The 13,286-nt window shown below is 70.4% G+C and carries 13 protein-coding genes and 3 pseudogenes; 8 read left to right on the top strand and 8 right to left on the bottom strand.

Going from position 1 to position 13,286, the window contains the following annotated elements:
• Window positions 1–124: 124 nt before the first annotated feature.
• Window positions 125–556: a MobC family plasmid mobilization relaxosome protein gene (locus ACFY00_RS11445; RefSeq protein WP_388029879.1), complete on the top strand. Its 432-nt coding sequence runs from the start codon at window positions 125–127 to the stop codon at window positions 554–556.
• Window positions 557–2,210: 1,654 nt separating this feature from the next.
• On the opposite strand, the gene ACFY00_RS11440 is transcribed toward ACFY00_RS11445, so the two are convergent.
• From ACFY00_RS11440 to ACFY00_RS11425, 4 genes are all read right to left on the bottom strand, one after another.
• Entirely contained in the window at window positions 2,211–3,803 is a 1,593-nt protein-coding gene (locus ACFY00_RS11440) for a PfkB family carbohydrate kinase (RefSeq protein ID WP_388029877.1), read from the bottom strand.
• Window positions 3,793–3,993 carry a hypothetical protein gene (locus ACFY00_RS11435; protein ID WP_388029874.1) on the bottom strand — a complete coding sequence of 67 codons (201 nt, stop codon included), beginning with the start codon at window positions 3,991–3,993 and terminating at the stop codon, window positions 3,793–3,795. Before ACFY00_RS11435 ends, ACFY00_RS11440 begins: the two co-directional genes overlap by 11 nt.
• Window positions 3,994–4,009: 16 nt before the next feature.
• Window positions 4,010–5,287 (bottom strand): carbohydrate kinase family protein, encoded by a 1,278-nt coding sequence (locus tag ACFY00_RS11430; RefSeq protein WP_388029871.1) that lies wholly within the window; start codon window positions 5,285–5,287, stop codon window positions 4,010–4,012.
• Window positions 5,288–6,072: 785 nt separating this feature from the next.
• Window positions 6,073–6,648 carry a TetR/AcrR family transcriptional regulator gene (locus ACFY00_RS11425; protein ID WP_388029868.1) on the bottom strand — a complete coding sequence of 192 codons (576 nt, stop codon included), beginning with the start codon at window positions 6,646–6,648 and terminating at the stop codon, window positions 6,073–6,075.
• Between the two features lie 76 nt (window positions 6,649–6,724).
• Here ACFY00_RS11425 and ACFY00_RS11420 point away from each other — a divergent pair, with 76 nt between their 5' ends.
• From ACFY00_RS11420 to ACFY00_RS11410, 3 genes and pseudogenes are all read left to right on the top strand, one after another.
• Window positions 6,725–7,051, top strand: coding sequence for a rhodanese-like domain-containing protein (locus ACFY00_RS11420; RefSeq protein ID WP_388029866.1), 327 nt, complete (start codon window positions 6,725–6,727; stop codon window positions 7,049–7,051).
• A gap of 223 nt (window positions 7,052–7,274) precedes the next feature.
• Window positions 7,275–7,421, top strand: a pseudogene (locus tag ACFY00_RS11415) (IS5/IS1182 family transposase); the annotation flags it as partial.
• A gap of 219 nt (window positions 7,422–7,640) precedes the next feature.
• On the top strand, window positions 7,641–7,856 hold the full coding sequence (locus tag ACFY00_RS11410; RefSeq protein WP_388030223.1) for an e9imm peptide: 216 nt from the start codon (window positions 7,641–7,643) through the stop codon (window positions 7,854–7,856).
• A 19-nt stretch (window positions 7,857–7,875) separates the two neighbouring features.
• Here the strand turns inward: ACFY00_RS11410 and ACFY00_RS11405 are convergent.
• A pseudogene (locus ACFY00_RS11405) lies at window positions 7,876–7,974 on the bottom strand (IS5/IS1182 family transposase); the annotation flags it as partial.
• Between the two features lie 304 nt (window positions 7,975–8,278).
• Here ACFY00_RS11405 and ACFY00_RS11400 point away from each other — a divergent pair.
• Window positions 8,279–8,719: pseudogene (locus ACFY00_RS11400) on the top strand (flavodoxin family protein); the annotation flags it as partial.
• A 247-nt stretch (window positions 8,720–8,966) separates the two neighbouring features.
• On the opposite strand, the gene ACFY00_RS11395 reads toward ACFY00_RS11400, so the two are convergent.
• Window positions 8,967–9,449, bottom strand: a complete 483-nt coding sequence (locus ACFY00_RS11395; RefSeq protein WP_388029864.1) for an RrF2 family transcriptional regulator — start codon at window positions 9,447–9,449, stop codon at window positions 8,967–8,969.
• Between the two features lie 107 nt (window positions 9,450–9,556).
• Between ACFY00_RS11395 and ACFY00_RS11390 the strand changes: the two genes are divergently transcribed.
• Window positions 9,557–10,294, top strand: a complete 738-nt coding sequence (locus ACFY00_RS11390) for an SDR family oxidoreductase (protein ID WP_388029861.1) — start codon at window positions 9,557–9,559, stop codon at window positions 10,292–10,294.
• A gap of 71 nt (window positions 10,295–10,365) precedes the next feature.
• Here the strand turns inward: ACFY00_RS11390 and ACFY00_RS11385 are convergent, their stop codons facing one another.
• Window positions 10,366–11,370 (bottom strand): MASE1 domain-containing protein, encoded by a 1,005-nt coding sequence (locus ACFY00_RS11385; RefSeq protein WP_388029859.1) that lies wholly within the window; start codon window positions 11,368–11,370, stop codon window positions 10,366–10,368.
• 98 nt (window positions 11,371–11,468) lie between these two features.
• Window positions 11,469–12,302 carry a PP2C family protein-serine/threonine phosphatase gene (locus ACFY00_RS11380; RefSeq protein WP_388029856.1) on the bottom strand — a complete coding sequence of 278 codons (834 nt, stop codon included), beginning with the start codon at window positions 12,300–12,302 and terminating at the stop codon, window positions 11,469–11,471.
• 267 nt (window positions 12,303–12,569) lie between these two features.
• On the opposite strand from ACFY00_RS11380, the gene ACFY00_RS11375 reads away from it, so the two are divergent.
• Both ACFY00_RS11375 and ACFY00_RS11370 read left to right on the top strand, forming a co-directional pair.
• Window positions 12,570–12,710, top strand: coding sequence for a hypothetical protein (locus tag ACFY00_RS11375; RefSeq protein ID WP_388029854.1), 141 nt, complete (start codon window positions 12,570–12,572; stop codon window positions 12,708–12,710).
• Between the two features lie 135 nt (window positions 12,711–12,845).
• Window positions 12,846–13,277: an ester cyclase gene (locus tag ACFY00_RS11370; protein ID WP_388029851.1), complete on the top strand. Its 432-nt coding sequence runs from the start codon at window positions 12,846–12,848 to the stop codon at window positions 13,275–13,277.
• The last annotated feature ends 9 nt before the right edge of the window (window positions 13,278–13,286 follow it).

Here is a 13,286-nt window from a genome sequence, read left to right as displayed (position 1 = left end):
CCCCGGGGGGGCGATTGTTGTGGGGTATGTCGCCCCCCCCCCCCCCCCCCCCCGGGGGGGGGGCCCCCCCCCGGGGGGGGCCCCCCCCCGGGGGCCCCCCCCCCGACCGGGGAGTCGGCCCGGGGTGCCGACGAAGAAGGAGGAGGAGCAGATCGAGTCGACCGCCGAAGCCGTCCGCGCCACCACCCGCCGCCGACGGCGCCAGCCCGTCGTGCGTACCAACCGCGTCTGCCCCCGCTTCAGCGACCCCGAGTGGTCCCTCCTCCAGCACGCCGCCCGGCAGGCCAGCCTCGCCCCCGGCGGCTACACCGCCGCCGTGCTCGCCGCCGCCGCGAGCAGCGATCCGAACGCCGCCGTCGCCGACTACCGGCGCGGCATCCAGGAACTCATGGAGTCCAACCGCCAACTCGCAGGCATCGGCAACAACTTGAACCAGGCCGCCCACTTCCTCGACGCCGGTGGCCAGGTCGCCGCCGACCTCCGCCAGCTCCTGCAGCGCATCGAAGCCTCCATCAGCGCGGTCGACGACGCCATCGCCTGGATGGTCCGCCGGTGATCCCCAAGATCCGCACCGGCACCGGCAGCACCTACGGCCTCATCCACTACCTCTTCGAGCCAGGCAAGCACGACGAGCACACCGACCAGTACGTCGTGGCCAGCTGGAACGGCTTCGCCCCCGACCCCGGCCGCAACCCCCACCACACCCTCGCCCAACTCGCCAACCGGCTCGACCAACCCGTCAAGGCCATCGGCGACCGCGCCTCCGCCACCACCATCTGGCACTGCTCGGTGCGTACCGAACCCGGTGCCCGCTGCATCGTCCGCGCCACCGGCATCACCCCCGACGGCGACACCACCGCCTGCCGCTGGGTCGCCGTCCGCCACGCCGACGACCACATCCACATCGCCACCACCCTCGTGCGCCAGGACGGCCGTCTCGCTGGCCTCTCCTTCGACCGCCGCAAGACCCAGGCCGAAGCCCGCCACATCGAACAGGACTACGGCCCGCGCCAGCTCACCCCCGGCGACGGCACCGCCGCCAAGAACCCTGCGCCCACGGGGAGCAGAAAAGCAACAGCACCTTCGGTTGCTTTCCGGAGGGGGCATCCCCCGCAGGCGCAGGGAGCAGAGGCCGATGGCCGCGAACGAGTAGCGGACAAAGGGGCCATCCTCGCGGACGCGGGGAGCAGGCCGCCCGGCGGCCACGGTGCGCGAGGGTCGCGGGACCATCCCCGCGCGGGCGGGGAGCAGATCACCCGGCTCACCCCCGCAGAGCAGGAGGTGGGACCATCCCCGCGCGGGCGGGGAGCAGCTTGTTGACCTGCGGTGTTATGTGCCGGTGGGCCGGGAATCCGCAAGCTTCATGAATTCGGACATTAGGGATATCAAGTCACTTCCTTTCCTGGCCGTGCTGGCAGTCCTTCAGCGCGTTGGCGAGGCAGGGTTCCATGGTCGCCTGGTTCTGTACCGGGTGGCTGGGGTCGGTGGCTGACTGTTGTTCGGTGGTGCTGTGGAGGTGTCAAGGAGCGCGGCGGTGCGGGCGTATGCTCCCACGGCCCTCCGACACCCAAGCCGCCGTCTTCCGGTCTGGAGCGGGGTAGAGCTCCTTCCAAAGTCGGCCACATGATGGTCGGGCCCATTCCCGCGTAGGCGGGGAGCAGCCGAGCCACGTCGCGCGCTGCGTTCCACCGCCGGGGCCATCCCTGCGGGCGCGGGGAGCAGGACGACGCCCGCAACACCGGCACCTATCAGGCGGGGTCGTCCCCGCGGGCGCGGGGAACAGTCGGACGCCGTGCGTGACGAGACCCCGGGCGAGGGACCATCTCCGCAGGCGCAGGGAGCAGTTGTTCTCGCTGGCGTTCTCCGCCGAGCAGGGGGCCATCCCCGTGCAGGCGGGGAGCAGTTCCGGCCCGCTGAGGCCGGCCTGCTGCAAGGGGGGACCATCCTCGCGCGGGCAGAGAGCAGGGCATGGTCGGCCCCGTCACCTGGTCGCGCCTGGGACCATCCCCGCGCTGGCGAGGAGCAGTACAGCCCGCCCGCGTAGTCCCCGCCGGTCTTGGGACCATCCCCGCGGGCGCGGGGAGCAGGTCCGTGTTCCGCGCAATCCGGAGGGTGCTCCGGGGCCATCCCGCAGGCGCGGGAGCAGTGGAAGCTAGAACGCACGCTCACAGTAATGAGATCCAGCCCCACGAGGAGGGTCCTTGGGGTGGTCAGGTGTGTTCGAAGCCGTGACTTTGGAGTGCGCGGTCCAGGAACCAGAAGGTTCTACTGATTGCGTGACGAGGGAAGGTGGTTGCGTAAGGGGCAGCGGCGGCCGGGACGGAATCGCAGCCGTCCTCGACAAGGACCAAGACACGGTCGAAGCCACGATGGCCTTGGAAGAGGCCGATTTCGTGGATGACGTTCTGACGGGCGACCATGTGGCCGTCGCCGGTGGCGTCTTCGGCGGTGAGCACGCAGACCGCGAAGCTGCATCGCTGCAGGTAGTCGCTGAGGGCCTCGGTGGCCGGGCGGCTGCCCCAGGAGTCGGACTCGAAAGAGTAGACAGGGACGCCGAAGCGCTGTTCGACGAACGTTTTGACCGCCAGCCATTCGGGGCTGCGTCCGTGGGCGATGAAGACACCGGCAGGACGGGCAGCAGTGCGTCGCGCGGCGTCCAAGGTCCTGATGAAGTCGCGTGTGAAATCGGCGAGTTGGGCGTGTCCGTGACTGCCGACGTAGCGCAGTTTATGCCGGGCCAGAGTCATGCCGAGCAGGCAGCCGAGTTCGATCTGGAGCCGATCTCCGGCCAGTACTGCGAGCAGGCCGGCGGCGAAGACGTCTCCGGCGCCGGTGGCGTCCTCGATCTGGTCGTCGGAGAGGACGACCTGAGGGTAGAACTCGTCGAGGGCCTTGGCGTTTTCGCGGCGCCACGCATGGATTCCGGTGCGGCGTTTGACGATGACGAGACCGTGTTCGCTGGCGAGCCGCTCCAAGAGGCGCGAGGCGACGTCCTGGTCGGTGTCGTTGTCGGTGCGGTACCCGAGTTCGTGGAACTCTCGGTGGTTGAGAAGCAGGTAGTCGGCCAACGCGATGATCGCGTCGACCTCGGGGGTGGGTTCGGTGCTCCAGACGTGACCGGGGTCCAGGCTGATACGGGTGGCGGGGTTGGCCTGCTTGACGGCTTTCAGGAGGGAGAGGAGTTGACCAGGTGTGCGGTCGTCGAGGAAGGAGGTGACGTGGACGACGCGGGCTGTGGCGAGGTAGGCGACGACTTGGGAGAAGGAGGCTTCCAGGTGGTCGGCCATCGCCGTGTTTGCGCCCGCATGGGTGAGCAGTGTGCGCTCGCCGTCCTCGGTATAGGAGAAGCAGACACCGCACAGGTGTTCGTCGTCACGGAAGACAAAGGGATGGTCGACGCCCAGAGCCTGGAGTTGTTGGACAGCGGACAGGCCAGGGCCTGGGACACGGCCGGCAACGCCGACGTAGCCCAGGCGCAAGTCGAGTTGGAGTTGGGCGAGAGTGTTGATCGCGTTGAACGCGGATCCCCCGAGAGAAGTCTGCAGCCCTGACGCGTTGGCTGCTTCCAGTGCCGCGTAGACCGTGGCCTCGTCTACCGCCGCCTCGGTGCCCCACTCAGGTGCGGGGCGGCCATTGTCCAGCAGTTCGGCGATGCGGGTGCTGAGCGGCGCGAGGCGATCCGCTCCTGTGCCGCGCTCCGAGTGGGTGATGTAGTCGAGGTTGAGGGCACCGATCCCGACCACGTCCAAGGCGAAGTCCACCCGGGGAGCCGACGGCGTCCCCTCATCCAGTTCAGCGTTCATGCCAGCTGCCTCCTTGGGGCAGGAGTCCTTCTCTGACCAGCATTCTTTCCAACTCCATGAAAGTGCTGTCGATTCGTCCGGGGGCGAAATCCATACGGATCAAGCCCGCGTTGTTCGAGAACGGCTCACAGCCTTCCTCGGCCAGGATCGCCACGCGCCCGAACCCGTAGTAGCCCTGGAAGATGCCCACTTGATGAACAGTGTCCTCACTGGCCCGCCGCCATCAGCCGTGAGGCCGACAAAACCGACACAGCGAAGCCGCAGCGGATCAGCTGCTCCCACAACAGCTGCGGGAAATCCGTGTCGAACGGACGGCTGCGGTCCAGGGTGTACACCGTGAGGTGGCAGTCCTCCTTGAGGAACCGGCGCAGTACCTCCCACTGCGTACCGCCGTCATGGGCCACCAACACGGCATCGGGCCGGGCCCCCGGGCCGGTGAGCGTCTCCGTGGATTGCAGGAACCCGTCGCGGCCCAGCGCTGGCAGGGCGGACGCGGGCAGGTCACGGTGAGCGATCCGGTACCGGGACAGGCTCAGTCCGAGGAACGACCCCAGCTCGACCTGCAGCCGCTTGGAGGCCAGGGCCGCGAGGACAGACGCGGCGAATACATCGCCAGCGCCTGTCGCATCCTCGATCGCCGTCTCCCGCACCGGCCGACGCAGATGAAAACGCTGTGCGAGAACCCCCGCCGGAGAGGACCGGAACACCTCGATCGAGTCGTAGCGCTTGGTGGCGAACACCGTGCAGCCTGGTGCGCAACGGGCCAGGACCCGACGTGAGAGAACCTCGTCCGACTCGCCGAGCGCGTATCCACCCAACGCCTTGAACTCCCGGTGATTGACGAACAGCAGGTCGCTGATGGCCAAGATCCCGTCAATCGCAGCACTGCTGTGCGCGGCCCAGTTGAAGCCGGGATCGAAACTGATCCGCAGAGCGGGATTGAGGCTGCGCGCCCGGGTGAGGACCTCAAGCATAATCGGAGGCGTCGTATCGTCCAGGAACGAGGTGACGTGGACGATCCGGGCGCCAGCCAGATAAGTGGAGATCGCCTCGCCGTTGGTTCGCAGGTGCTCGGCCATCGCGAAGTTCGCACCGGGGTGGGTGAGCATCACCCGCTCCACATCGTCCAAGTAAGACAGGCAGATCCCGCATAACTGGCCGGGCCTGCGCGCCACCCAGCGGCGGTCGATCCCCAGCAAGTCCATCTGCCTGACGAACGACAGCCCCGCCGTCTCGATCCGGCCCACCACGCCCACATAGCCCAGCCGAAGACCTAACCGCATCTGGGCGAGTGTGAACACGGTCAACCAAGCCGAACCGCCGAGCGAGGCGTCTAGTGACGACGTACCCAGACGCTCAATCACCTTCGTGATGGTGTGCTGATCGACCGGCCCCTCAGTGTTCCACTCGAACCGCGCTGTCGACTCAGATACCTGCTCCGCTGTTCGAGCGGACAGCCGCGATGCGCTCGCGATGTAGTCCACGTTTAACGCCCCAAACCCGACGATCTCAGGAGAACGACTGCCGGTTGAGCGTCTCTCACCGTCCATGGCACCCCCAGCCAGACCCAGCGAAGTCCTTCATGAGGGCATACCCCTCTTCACGTCTGTTCACCGCGCAGGGGCAGGCGGGTAAGCGAGTCGTTCTCTGCAGGGCAAGGAGATTCACAGTCAACGCTATTTGTCCTGACCGTAGTGCGCGCCAAGGATCCTGGCTTGACCTTCACAGGCGCGGCCAGCAGGCGCAGGCCGGCGTTAGCGTCTCGGAATACCGGACCGGTTTGGGACCTGGGGCCACCCCCGCGTGTGCGGGAAGCAGCGGACCTCACCCCTACGGACCGGGCGTCTCCACGAGGCCATCCCCGCGCGTGCGGGGAGCAGCCGGACAGCGACGTGGACGCGGAGGACATCGCGGGGCCATCCCCGCGTGTGCGGGGAGCAGCTTGTTGACCTGCGGTGTTATGAGTTGATAGCCGGCGAATCCGCCAACTTCAGGAATTTGGACATTGGCGACATAGTGTCACTCTCCCTTCCTTCTGGCGGGTTGGGGCCTCCAGGGTGCGGACGGGGTCGGACTTGTGGCTACCTGGTTCCGCGTTTGACGGCCGGCGCGTACCACGGCGGCGGTCGGTTGTTATCGGTATGTGCTGTGGAGGTGTCAAGGAGCGAGGTGGTGCGGGTGAATACTTCCACACCTCTCCGACATGAGAACTCGCGCAGATAGGTGGGATCGCGGGGCGGGATGAGCCCGGGCTGGCGGGGCGGGATTGTCATATCGCCGACTGGGCGAGGCGGAGCAGGCCGGTGCGCATCCGCTGTTCGCCGAGCTCCGGCAGGAGTGCGGCGACGTGATCGGCTGCCAGGGTGGCGAGCAGGGCGTGGGCGGCGTGGTCGGGGTCGGGTGCGGTGGCGAGCAGGATCGTCAGGTGGCGATGCCAGAACCGGTAGGCCCCGATCCTGTATCGGGCTCCGGGCGTTGCGGTCTCTGACATCCGGACCAGCGCCAGATGCTGCAGCAGGTAGTCGAAGTAGGCGTTGAGGAAGGCGGTCAGGCGCTCGTCGGCCGGAGCCCCGGGGCCGAGCGGGGGCGGCCCGGACAGGACCGCTTCCTGCAGCACGCGTTCGCGGGCGTCCAGTAGTGCGGCGGCCAGCCCCGACTTGTCGCCGAACCGGCGGAACAAGGTGCCCTTGCCGACGCCGGCGGCTGCGGCCACCTGGTCCATGGAGACCGTCTCGACGCCCTGCTCGGCGAAGAGCCGGGCGGCCGCCTCCAAAACCGCAGCCCGGTTGCGGGCTGCGTCCGCGCGCTCCTTGGGCGGCGGTGTCCGCAGCAGTTCCAGGGGCATTGCCGAACCGGACCGCAGTCCGTTACTGTCATGAGTCATAACAGGACTGTAGTCCGATTCCCTTGGAGGCAGTGACATGACCGCACTCATCACCCGCGACGAACTGGCAACAGCGATCGAGACCGGCGCCGTGACCGTCGTCGACACGCTCGGCGGCGAGTACTACGCCCAGCAGCACCTGCCCGGCGCCCTGGCACTGGTCCCGACCGATGTCGACACCCAGGCGTCCACCGTGCTTCCCGACCGCGATGCCGCGATCGTCACCTACTGCTCCAACCCGGCGTGCTCCAACAGCGGACAGGTCGCCGACCGACTCACCAACCTCGGCTACACCAACGTCCGCAAGTACCGCGAGGGCATCCAGGACTGGGTCGAGGCCGGCCTCCCCACCGAAACCGCCTGACCTCGGCCCCCAGGGCGAAGACTCCGCACGGAGTCTTCGCCCTTCCCACACCCGTGCGCAGCCCGCACGCGACGGACCCCTCGGCCGTCAGGCAGACAAGCCCGCACGGGCACGGAGCCGGCCCAACGCACCGGCCTCCAGCATGGGGCCGCAGCACTCGATGAACACTTGGACGGCCCGTGCCCGTATCGCCATCCTGGCTGGCCAAACCGCTGGGGGAGTAATTCTCAGCACTGATCCCACAGCGGCCGGCCTCCCCCCGGACCATCCCCTGCGCTGCCATCGCCCTCGCATCAGTGACCGGAGCGTCTTCGACAAACCGCTCCAGGTCCTTCGGTTCGGCTGCTCCTGCGAAGCGATCGCCAACACGCCGTACTTGGCCCTCAGGGACAATCCATAGCCGTCCCCTGGAACCAGTCGGCCCTGTTCGAGTCGTGATGGTGAGACGTGCTGCTCAGGTCGAAGGCACCAACCACTTCTCGAACACCCCCGCGGGGACGGGGAGCAGGCGTTCCCCGTTAGGAGCTGTCCGGCCGATCATGTGACTGTCTAGGCTGGCCTTCTTCTGGAAGGGGTGGCTGTGACGGTGATGGCTCGTGCAACGGCCGTTGCGTTGGTACAGAAGATCATGGATGCGGACTATGCCGACGATGCTGAGGCGTACGGCGCACTGGAGGCGCTGGGCAGGGCCCTTGACTGTCCGACCGGCTACGTAAGCGACTTGGTCTTCTGGCCCGAGGGGCGGGAGTTGACAGCTGCCGAGGTCGTCGATCAGGCTCTGGAGTACCGGCCCTTCGCCCTGTGAGAAGGCTTCAAGCCCGCAGTCAGATGACCAGAGTGGCCGCGGTGACGGTGCCGAGGAACACGTAGCCGCGCTTGTCATAGCAAGTCGCGACGGCGCGGGAGTTCTTCAGCTTGTTGACAGGAGCAGATGCCGAGCACCACGGGGATGCGCTCGGTGGAGGGACCATCCCCGCGGGCGCGGGAAGCAGCCTGAGTTCGACTGCGCCGGGACCCGCTACACGGAGCCATCCCTGCGCGGTCGGGGAGCAGTGCCGGTCCGGCTTGACGGGCCGCATGTTGTCGGGACCATCCCCGCGCCCGCGGGGGGCTTCTGCTGACGCTCGCTCACCAGCCCCCAGCCCTCTGCTCTCTGCGTCTGCGGGGGAGGGCCACGAAGGTCTGGATGTCTTCGCCGCAGGTCAGCTAGGGTGCCAGAGTGTTCCGCCGGTCTGGCTCGGTGACAACTCTTCCGTCATGAAGTGCGTCATCGAGCGGCTGTACTCCTGTTCCTCGGTCCTCAACGAGCACGGCCAGTACGCCTACTACGGTCGGGTCGGGGGCTGTCTGATCACCGGGAACGAGGACGGCGCCAAGCACTGCGCGATGAACGTGCTCTACGGCCTCCAGCACCTGGGGTACACGATCCCGCCGCAGGCCGACGCGGGCTGGGTCGGTCCGGCCGGCCCCGGGCCCTCCTGCCTTGACGAGGGCTCCGGCGGCCCCGAGAACGACTTCACCAACCGCAACACCACCTTCATGACCTGGAACCAGCTCCACCTGGCCCGCCTGCTCAAGGACGCGGGCGGCATTCCGGCCCACGGCAACCAGCGCTCCGCGTGGGACGCGGGCTGCCGCTTCGACTTCGAGAGCCCCGAGCACCGGTAGGGCTCCTCGTCGGACCTGGTGGTTCCGGCCGGTGTCGCGCGGTCCGGGTCCTGAACGCACGCGCACCGACCGTCCCGGAGCGCCGGGACCCACGACGTGCTCGCCCGCCGGTTCGGCGTCGACCGCTCCACCGTCACCCGCGCGATCGGCGGGATCCGTCCGCTGCCGGTCGCGCGCGGCTGCCGCCCTCGCCGGGGCCCCGGCCGCTCCCTGGTCGCTGCGGGGGGGCGGCGGGCCCGCCGCCGGGTCAGTCGGGGGCGCGGGTCAGCCAGGCGCCGACGGTCGGCAGTGCCGCGGGGCCGCTGTCGGTGGTCACGGTGGCGGCGAGGTCGGCGATGGTGACGGCGGCCAGGGAGGCGCGCCAGGCGGCGTCGGCGGCGCCCATCACCCGGGCGATGGGGCACGGGCCGGTGCACTGTTCGGGCGGGGTGCCCAGCGGGCCGCGTTGGCGGATCTCGGTGCAGGTGAAGGCGGGGTTCGCCCCGTCGACGGCCTGGACCACGTCCAGCACGGTGATCTCGGCGGGCTCCCTGGTGAGGACGTAGCCGCCGGTCTTGCCCTGCACCGAATGGACCAGGCCGGCGCGGGACAGCGCCTGCAGCTGCTTGGCCAGGTAGCTGGGCGACACGTCGTGCAGGGTGGCCAGCCGGGCGGCCGGGACCGGGTCCGCGGCCGCGGTCAGCACCACGCAGCAGTGCAGCGCCCACTCGACGCCACCCGACAGTTTCATTCCGCCTCCGTTTGACTCGGACAGAGGATATCCGAGTATATTCTCGGATAGAAGTTGTCCGAGTTTGGGTCGTGCGTCCGCGCCCGGCCCGCGAAGGAAGGCACCCCATGAAGATCACCGTCATCGGCACCGGCCTGATCGGATCCCAGCTCGCCGACGAGCTCACCGCCCGCGGCCACCAGGTGACGACCGCCTCGCTCTCCTCCGGCGTCGACCTGCTCACCGGCGCCGGCCTCGACCAGGCCCTCGCCGGCGCGGAGGTGGCCGTCAACGTCACCAACTCGCCCACCTTCGACGAGCAGTCGATCGCGTTCTTCCGCACCACGGTCGGCAACCTGCTGGCCGCGGGCGAGCGGGCGGGCGTGCGCCACCAGGTCGCGCTCTCCATCGTCGGCGTCGACCTCGTCCCCCAACTCGACTACTACCGCGCCAAGACGCTCCAGGAGGAACTGCTGCGCGGCGGCCCGACGCCCTACTCGATCGTGCGCGCCACCCAGTTCTTCGAGTTCATGGAGCCGACCATGTCCTGGACCTCGGACGAGGAGGCCGTGCGCCTGCCCGCCACGCCGATCCAGCCGATCGCCAGCGCCGACGTCGTCGCCGCCCTCGCCGACGTGGCCACCGGCGCGCCGCTCGACGGGACCCTGGACGTCGCCGGGCCCGACCGGTTCACGCTCGACGAGATCGGCCGCCTCACCCTGGCCGCCCGCGGCGACCGCCGCCCCGTCCTCGTCGACGACCGGGCCGGCCTGTTCGCCGCCGTCCCCGGCGACGCCCTCACCCCCGGCCCCGGCGCCCGCCTGGCCCCCACCCGCTACCGGGACTGGCTCGCGACAGCCCGCTGACCGTGACCGTGGGCCGGACGGCGTTCGTACGGACGGCGTTCGTACGGGGGCGTTCGTACGGGGGGCGTCCGTCAGTCGGGGCGCGGGGGGTCGACGGAGGGCGGCCAGGGGCCGTCGGCCTCGCCCGGGGCGAGACGGTTCACCACTTCGGCGAGGGCGATGCACGCCTGCTCGATGGTGACGAGGGTGTTCTCGCGTTCGGTGGTGACGGCGGCGAGCAGCAGTCCGGTCAGGGCGGCGACGCCGTTGAGGGCCTGCAACTGGACCATCACGGCGAGCAGGCTGTGGTCGGCGAACGGGCCGACGCGATCGACGGCGGCGGGAACGGCGAAGACGGACACCACCAGGACGCACGGCGCGGCGCCGAGCAACTGGAAGCGCAGCGCCCCCCACATCACCACCGGCAGGACCAGGAAGAGCAGGGAGAGCGGGCTGCGGGTCGCCGTGAGCACGGTGACGGCGGTGACCGCCAGCAGGCCGAGGGCCTCCGCCCAGCGGCGCAGCGGCACGTCGCGGGGCATCCGGGCGGCGCGCACCGCCAGCAGCAGCGGGGTGACCACCAGCACGCCCATCGCGTCCCCCGTCCACCACGCCGTCCAGGCGGGCCAGAACTGGTGCGGGGCCAGCGCGCCCTCGGACACCAGGAGCAGGCAGGCGGCGCTCGCACTGATCAGCGTGGACGCGAGCGCCCCCAGGAAGACCAGCGCCACACCGTCCCGCAGCCGGTCGAGCTCGACCCGGAAGCCCACCCGGGACAGCAGCAGGACGGCCACCACCGGGGCGAGCGTGTTGCCCGCCGCGATGCCGAAGGAGGCGGGGGTGATCGCTCCGAACCCCGCGATGACCATCAGGGCGCCGAGCGCGATCCCGGGCCACACGCGCAGGCCGAGCAGCAGCAGGCCGGCCACGGCGACGCCGGTCGGCGGCCACAGCGGGGTGACGTGGACGCCGCCCACGACGACCTGCGTCAGCAGGCCGAGCCGGCCTCCCGCCCAGTACACGAGCGCGACGCCGATGATCGACAAGCCGGCCACCGCGGTCTCTCCGGCCTTCGCGTTGCGCAGCACAGCAGCCATCTCATCGCACGCCGCCGCCCGGTCCCGGCCGTGACACGCCCGGAGGGTCGGCCGGGACGGTCGGGTCCGTCGCGGTCACCCACCGCCGCCGGGCGCCGTCACGGTCCGCCGTGGCAGAGCACCAGGACGGCGGCGTCGTCCTGGTGCCCGGTGAGGTCGGCGACCTCCAGCACCCGGCCGGCCAGCTCCCCGGGCCCGGCATCCACCCCCGCGCGCACCCGCCGCAGGACGTGCTCCAGCCCGGTGTCGAGCGGGAACGCGGGCCCTTCCACCACGCCGTCGGTCACCAGGACGACCGCTTCCGTTCCCGACAGGCGCCGCCGCGTCACCGGGTATACCTCGCCGGGTTCGATGCCGAGCGGCAGCCCCACCTCGTCGGCGTTCTCGGTGTCCTCGATCCCGGACCGGCCGTCGGCGGCGGCCCAGATCGCCGGGACGTGGCCGGCCCGGGCGACGGACAGTTCGTGGGTGGCGGGGTCGAAGCGCAGGAAGCAGCAGGTGGCGAAGAGGCCGTCGGGCAGGGACAGCAGCAGTTCGTTCGTCCGGGCCAGCACCTCGCCGGGGTCGCTCGTCGCGCTGGCCAGCGCCCGCAGGCCGATCCGGACCTGGCCCATGAACACGGCCGCCTCGACGTCGTGGCCCTGCACGTCGCCGATGGTCAGCCCGAGCGTCCCGTCCGGCAGCCGGAAGCCGTCGTACCAGTCGCCGCCGATGTCCAGGCCGTGGCGCGCGGGCGCGTACCGGGCGGCGGTCCGCAGCCCGGGCAGGCTCGGCAGCGCGGCCGGGAGCAGCTCGCGCTGCAGCGCCATGGCGAGTTCGACCCGGGCCCGCTGCCGCTCGGCATGTTCCAGCGCCCGGGCGGTGAGCTCGCCGAGCTTGCCCAGCAGCTCGTGCGCGTCGGCGGGGTGCGACGGGGGACGGCGACGGCTCACGGGCGGCTCCAGCACGGCCTCGACTGGCGGGCGGCGGACGGCTGTCCTGCCACCGCGTGCATCCATTGTCCCTTCACCCGATCGGACCCGCCCCCGCGGTCGCCGGTGCCTGCGGTGGGGGCGGTGCGGGGAGGCGGCGCAGGCCGCGCGCGGGGGGGGGGGGGGCGGGCGTCCGGGAGACCCCGGGGATCGCCGACGTGATCGAACGGCTGCGCCCGGCGGGCCGTGGCGCCGTCCTCGGCACCGCTTCCTGCCGACGCCCGCGCCGTGGCCGCCATCCGCACGGGCAGCCGCAGCGACGCCGACCTCGTGGCCGCCCCGCACACCCACGTCCTCGACGACGTCACCCAACCGCCCGGCCTCCTCGAGAACCTCGAAACGAACACCGCGCCGCGACCCGCCCCATGACGGGAGGGGACGGCGGCACGCAGGTCCCGCCGGTCCGGCTCGGCGACGACTCCTCCGTCGTGCGGCGCGCCATCGAGCGGCGGACCCCAGAAAAGTGGGGTTCCGGTCCGGGCCCCGCAGGCCGAGGCTGGCCTCATGGACACCATCGAACGGAACAAGCAGACAGTGACCGCGTTCATCGACGCGCTGTTCACCCGGGGTGACCCGTCGGCCGTCGACACCTACCTCACGGAGGACTTCGTCAACCACGACCCGCCCCTCGGCGTCGGCACGGGCCGGGAGGGCATGCGCGCCGCAGCGGCGGCCTTCCGGCAGGCGTGCCCCGACTGGCACTCCGACCTCGAGCGCCTGGTCGGCGAGGGCGACGTGGTGGTGGAACTCTTCACCGCCTCCGGCACCCGGTACGGCGAGGTGATGGGCGTTCCCGGTGACGGCCGCCCGCTGGTGCTCAAGGGCATCAACGTCTTCCGGCTGCGGGACGGCCGGATCGCCGAACGCTGGGGCCGACTGGACGAGTTGGGCCTGCTGAGCCAGCTCGGGCTCGTGCCGGAGCGGGCAGCGGCGTAGCGTGAGTGC

This window comes from Kitasatospora sp. NPDC001540 (assembly GCF_042894345.1).
GTDB classification, from domain to species: Bacteria; Actinomycetota; Actinomycetes; order Streptomycetales; family Streptomycetaceae; genus Kitasatospora; species Kitasatospora phosalacinea_C.
Note: the sequence above shows the minus strand (reverse complement) of the source record. Positions and strands in the feature narration are given on the sequence as shown.

Excerpts from the sequence above, each read along its gene's own strand:
- ACFY00_RS11440 (WP_388029877.1), bottom strand. The coding sequence starts at position 3,803 with ATGAACGCTGAACTGGATGAGGGGACGCCGTCGGCTCCCCGGGTGGAC.
- ACFY00_RS11425 (WP_388029868.1), bottom strand. The coding sequence starts at position 6,648 with ATGCCCCTGGAACTGCTGCGGACACCGCCGCCCAAGGAGCGCGCGGAC.
- ACFY00_RS11420 (WP_388029866.1), top strand. The coding sequence starts at position 6,725 with ATGACCGCACTCATCACCCGCGACGAACTGGCAACAGCGATCGAGACC.
- ACFY00_RS11410 (WP_388030223.1), top strand. The coding sequence starts at position 7,641 with ATGGCTCGTGCAACGGCCGTTGCGTTGGTACAGAAGATCATGGATGCG.
- ACFY00_RS11395 (WP_388029864.1), bottom strand. The coding sequence starts at position 9,449 with ATGAAACTGTCGGGTGGCGTCGAGTGGGCGCTGCACTGCTGCGTGGTG.
- ACFY00_RS11390 (WP_388029861.1), top strand. The coding sequence starts at position 9,557 with ATGAAGATCACCGTCATCGGCACCGGCCTGATCGGATCCCAGCTCGCC.
- ACFY00_RS11385 (WP_388029859.1), bottom strand. The coding sequence starts at position 11,370 with ATGGCTGCTGTGCTGCGCAACGCGAAGGCCGGAGAGACCGCGGTGGCC.
- ACFY00_RS11370 (WP_388029851.1), top strand. The coding sequence starts at position 12,846 with ATGGACACCATCGAACGGAACAAGCAGACAGTGACCGCGTTCATCGAC.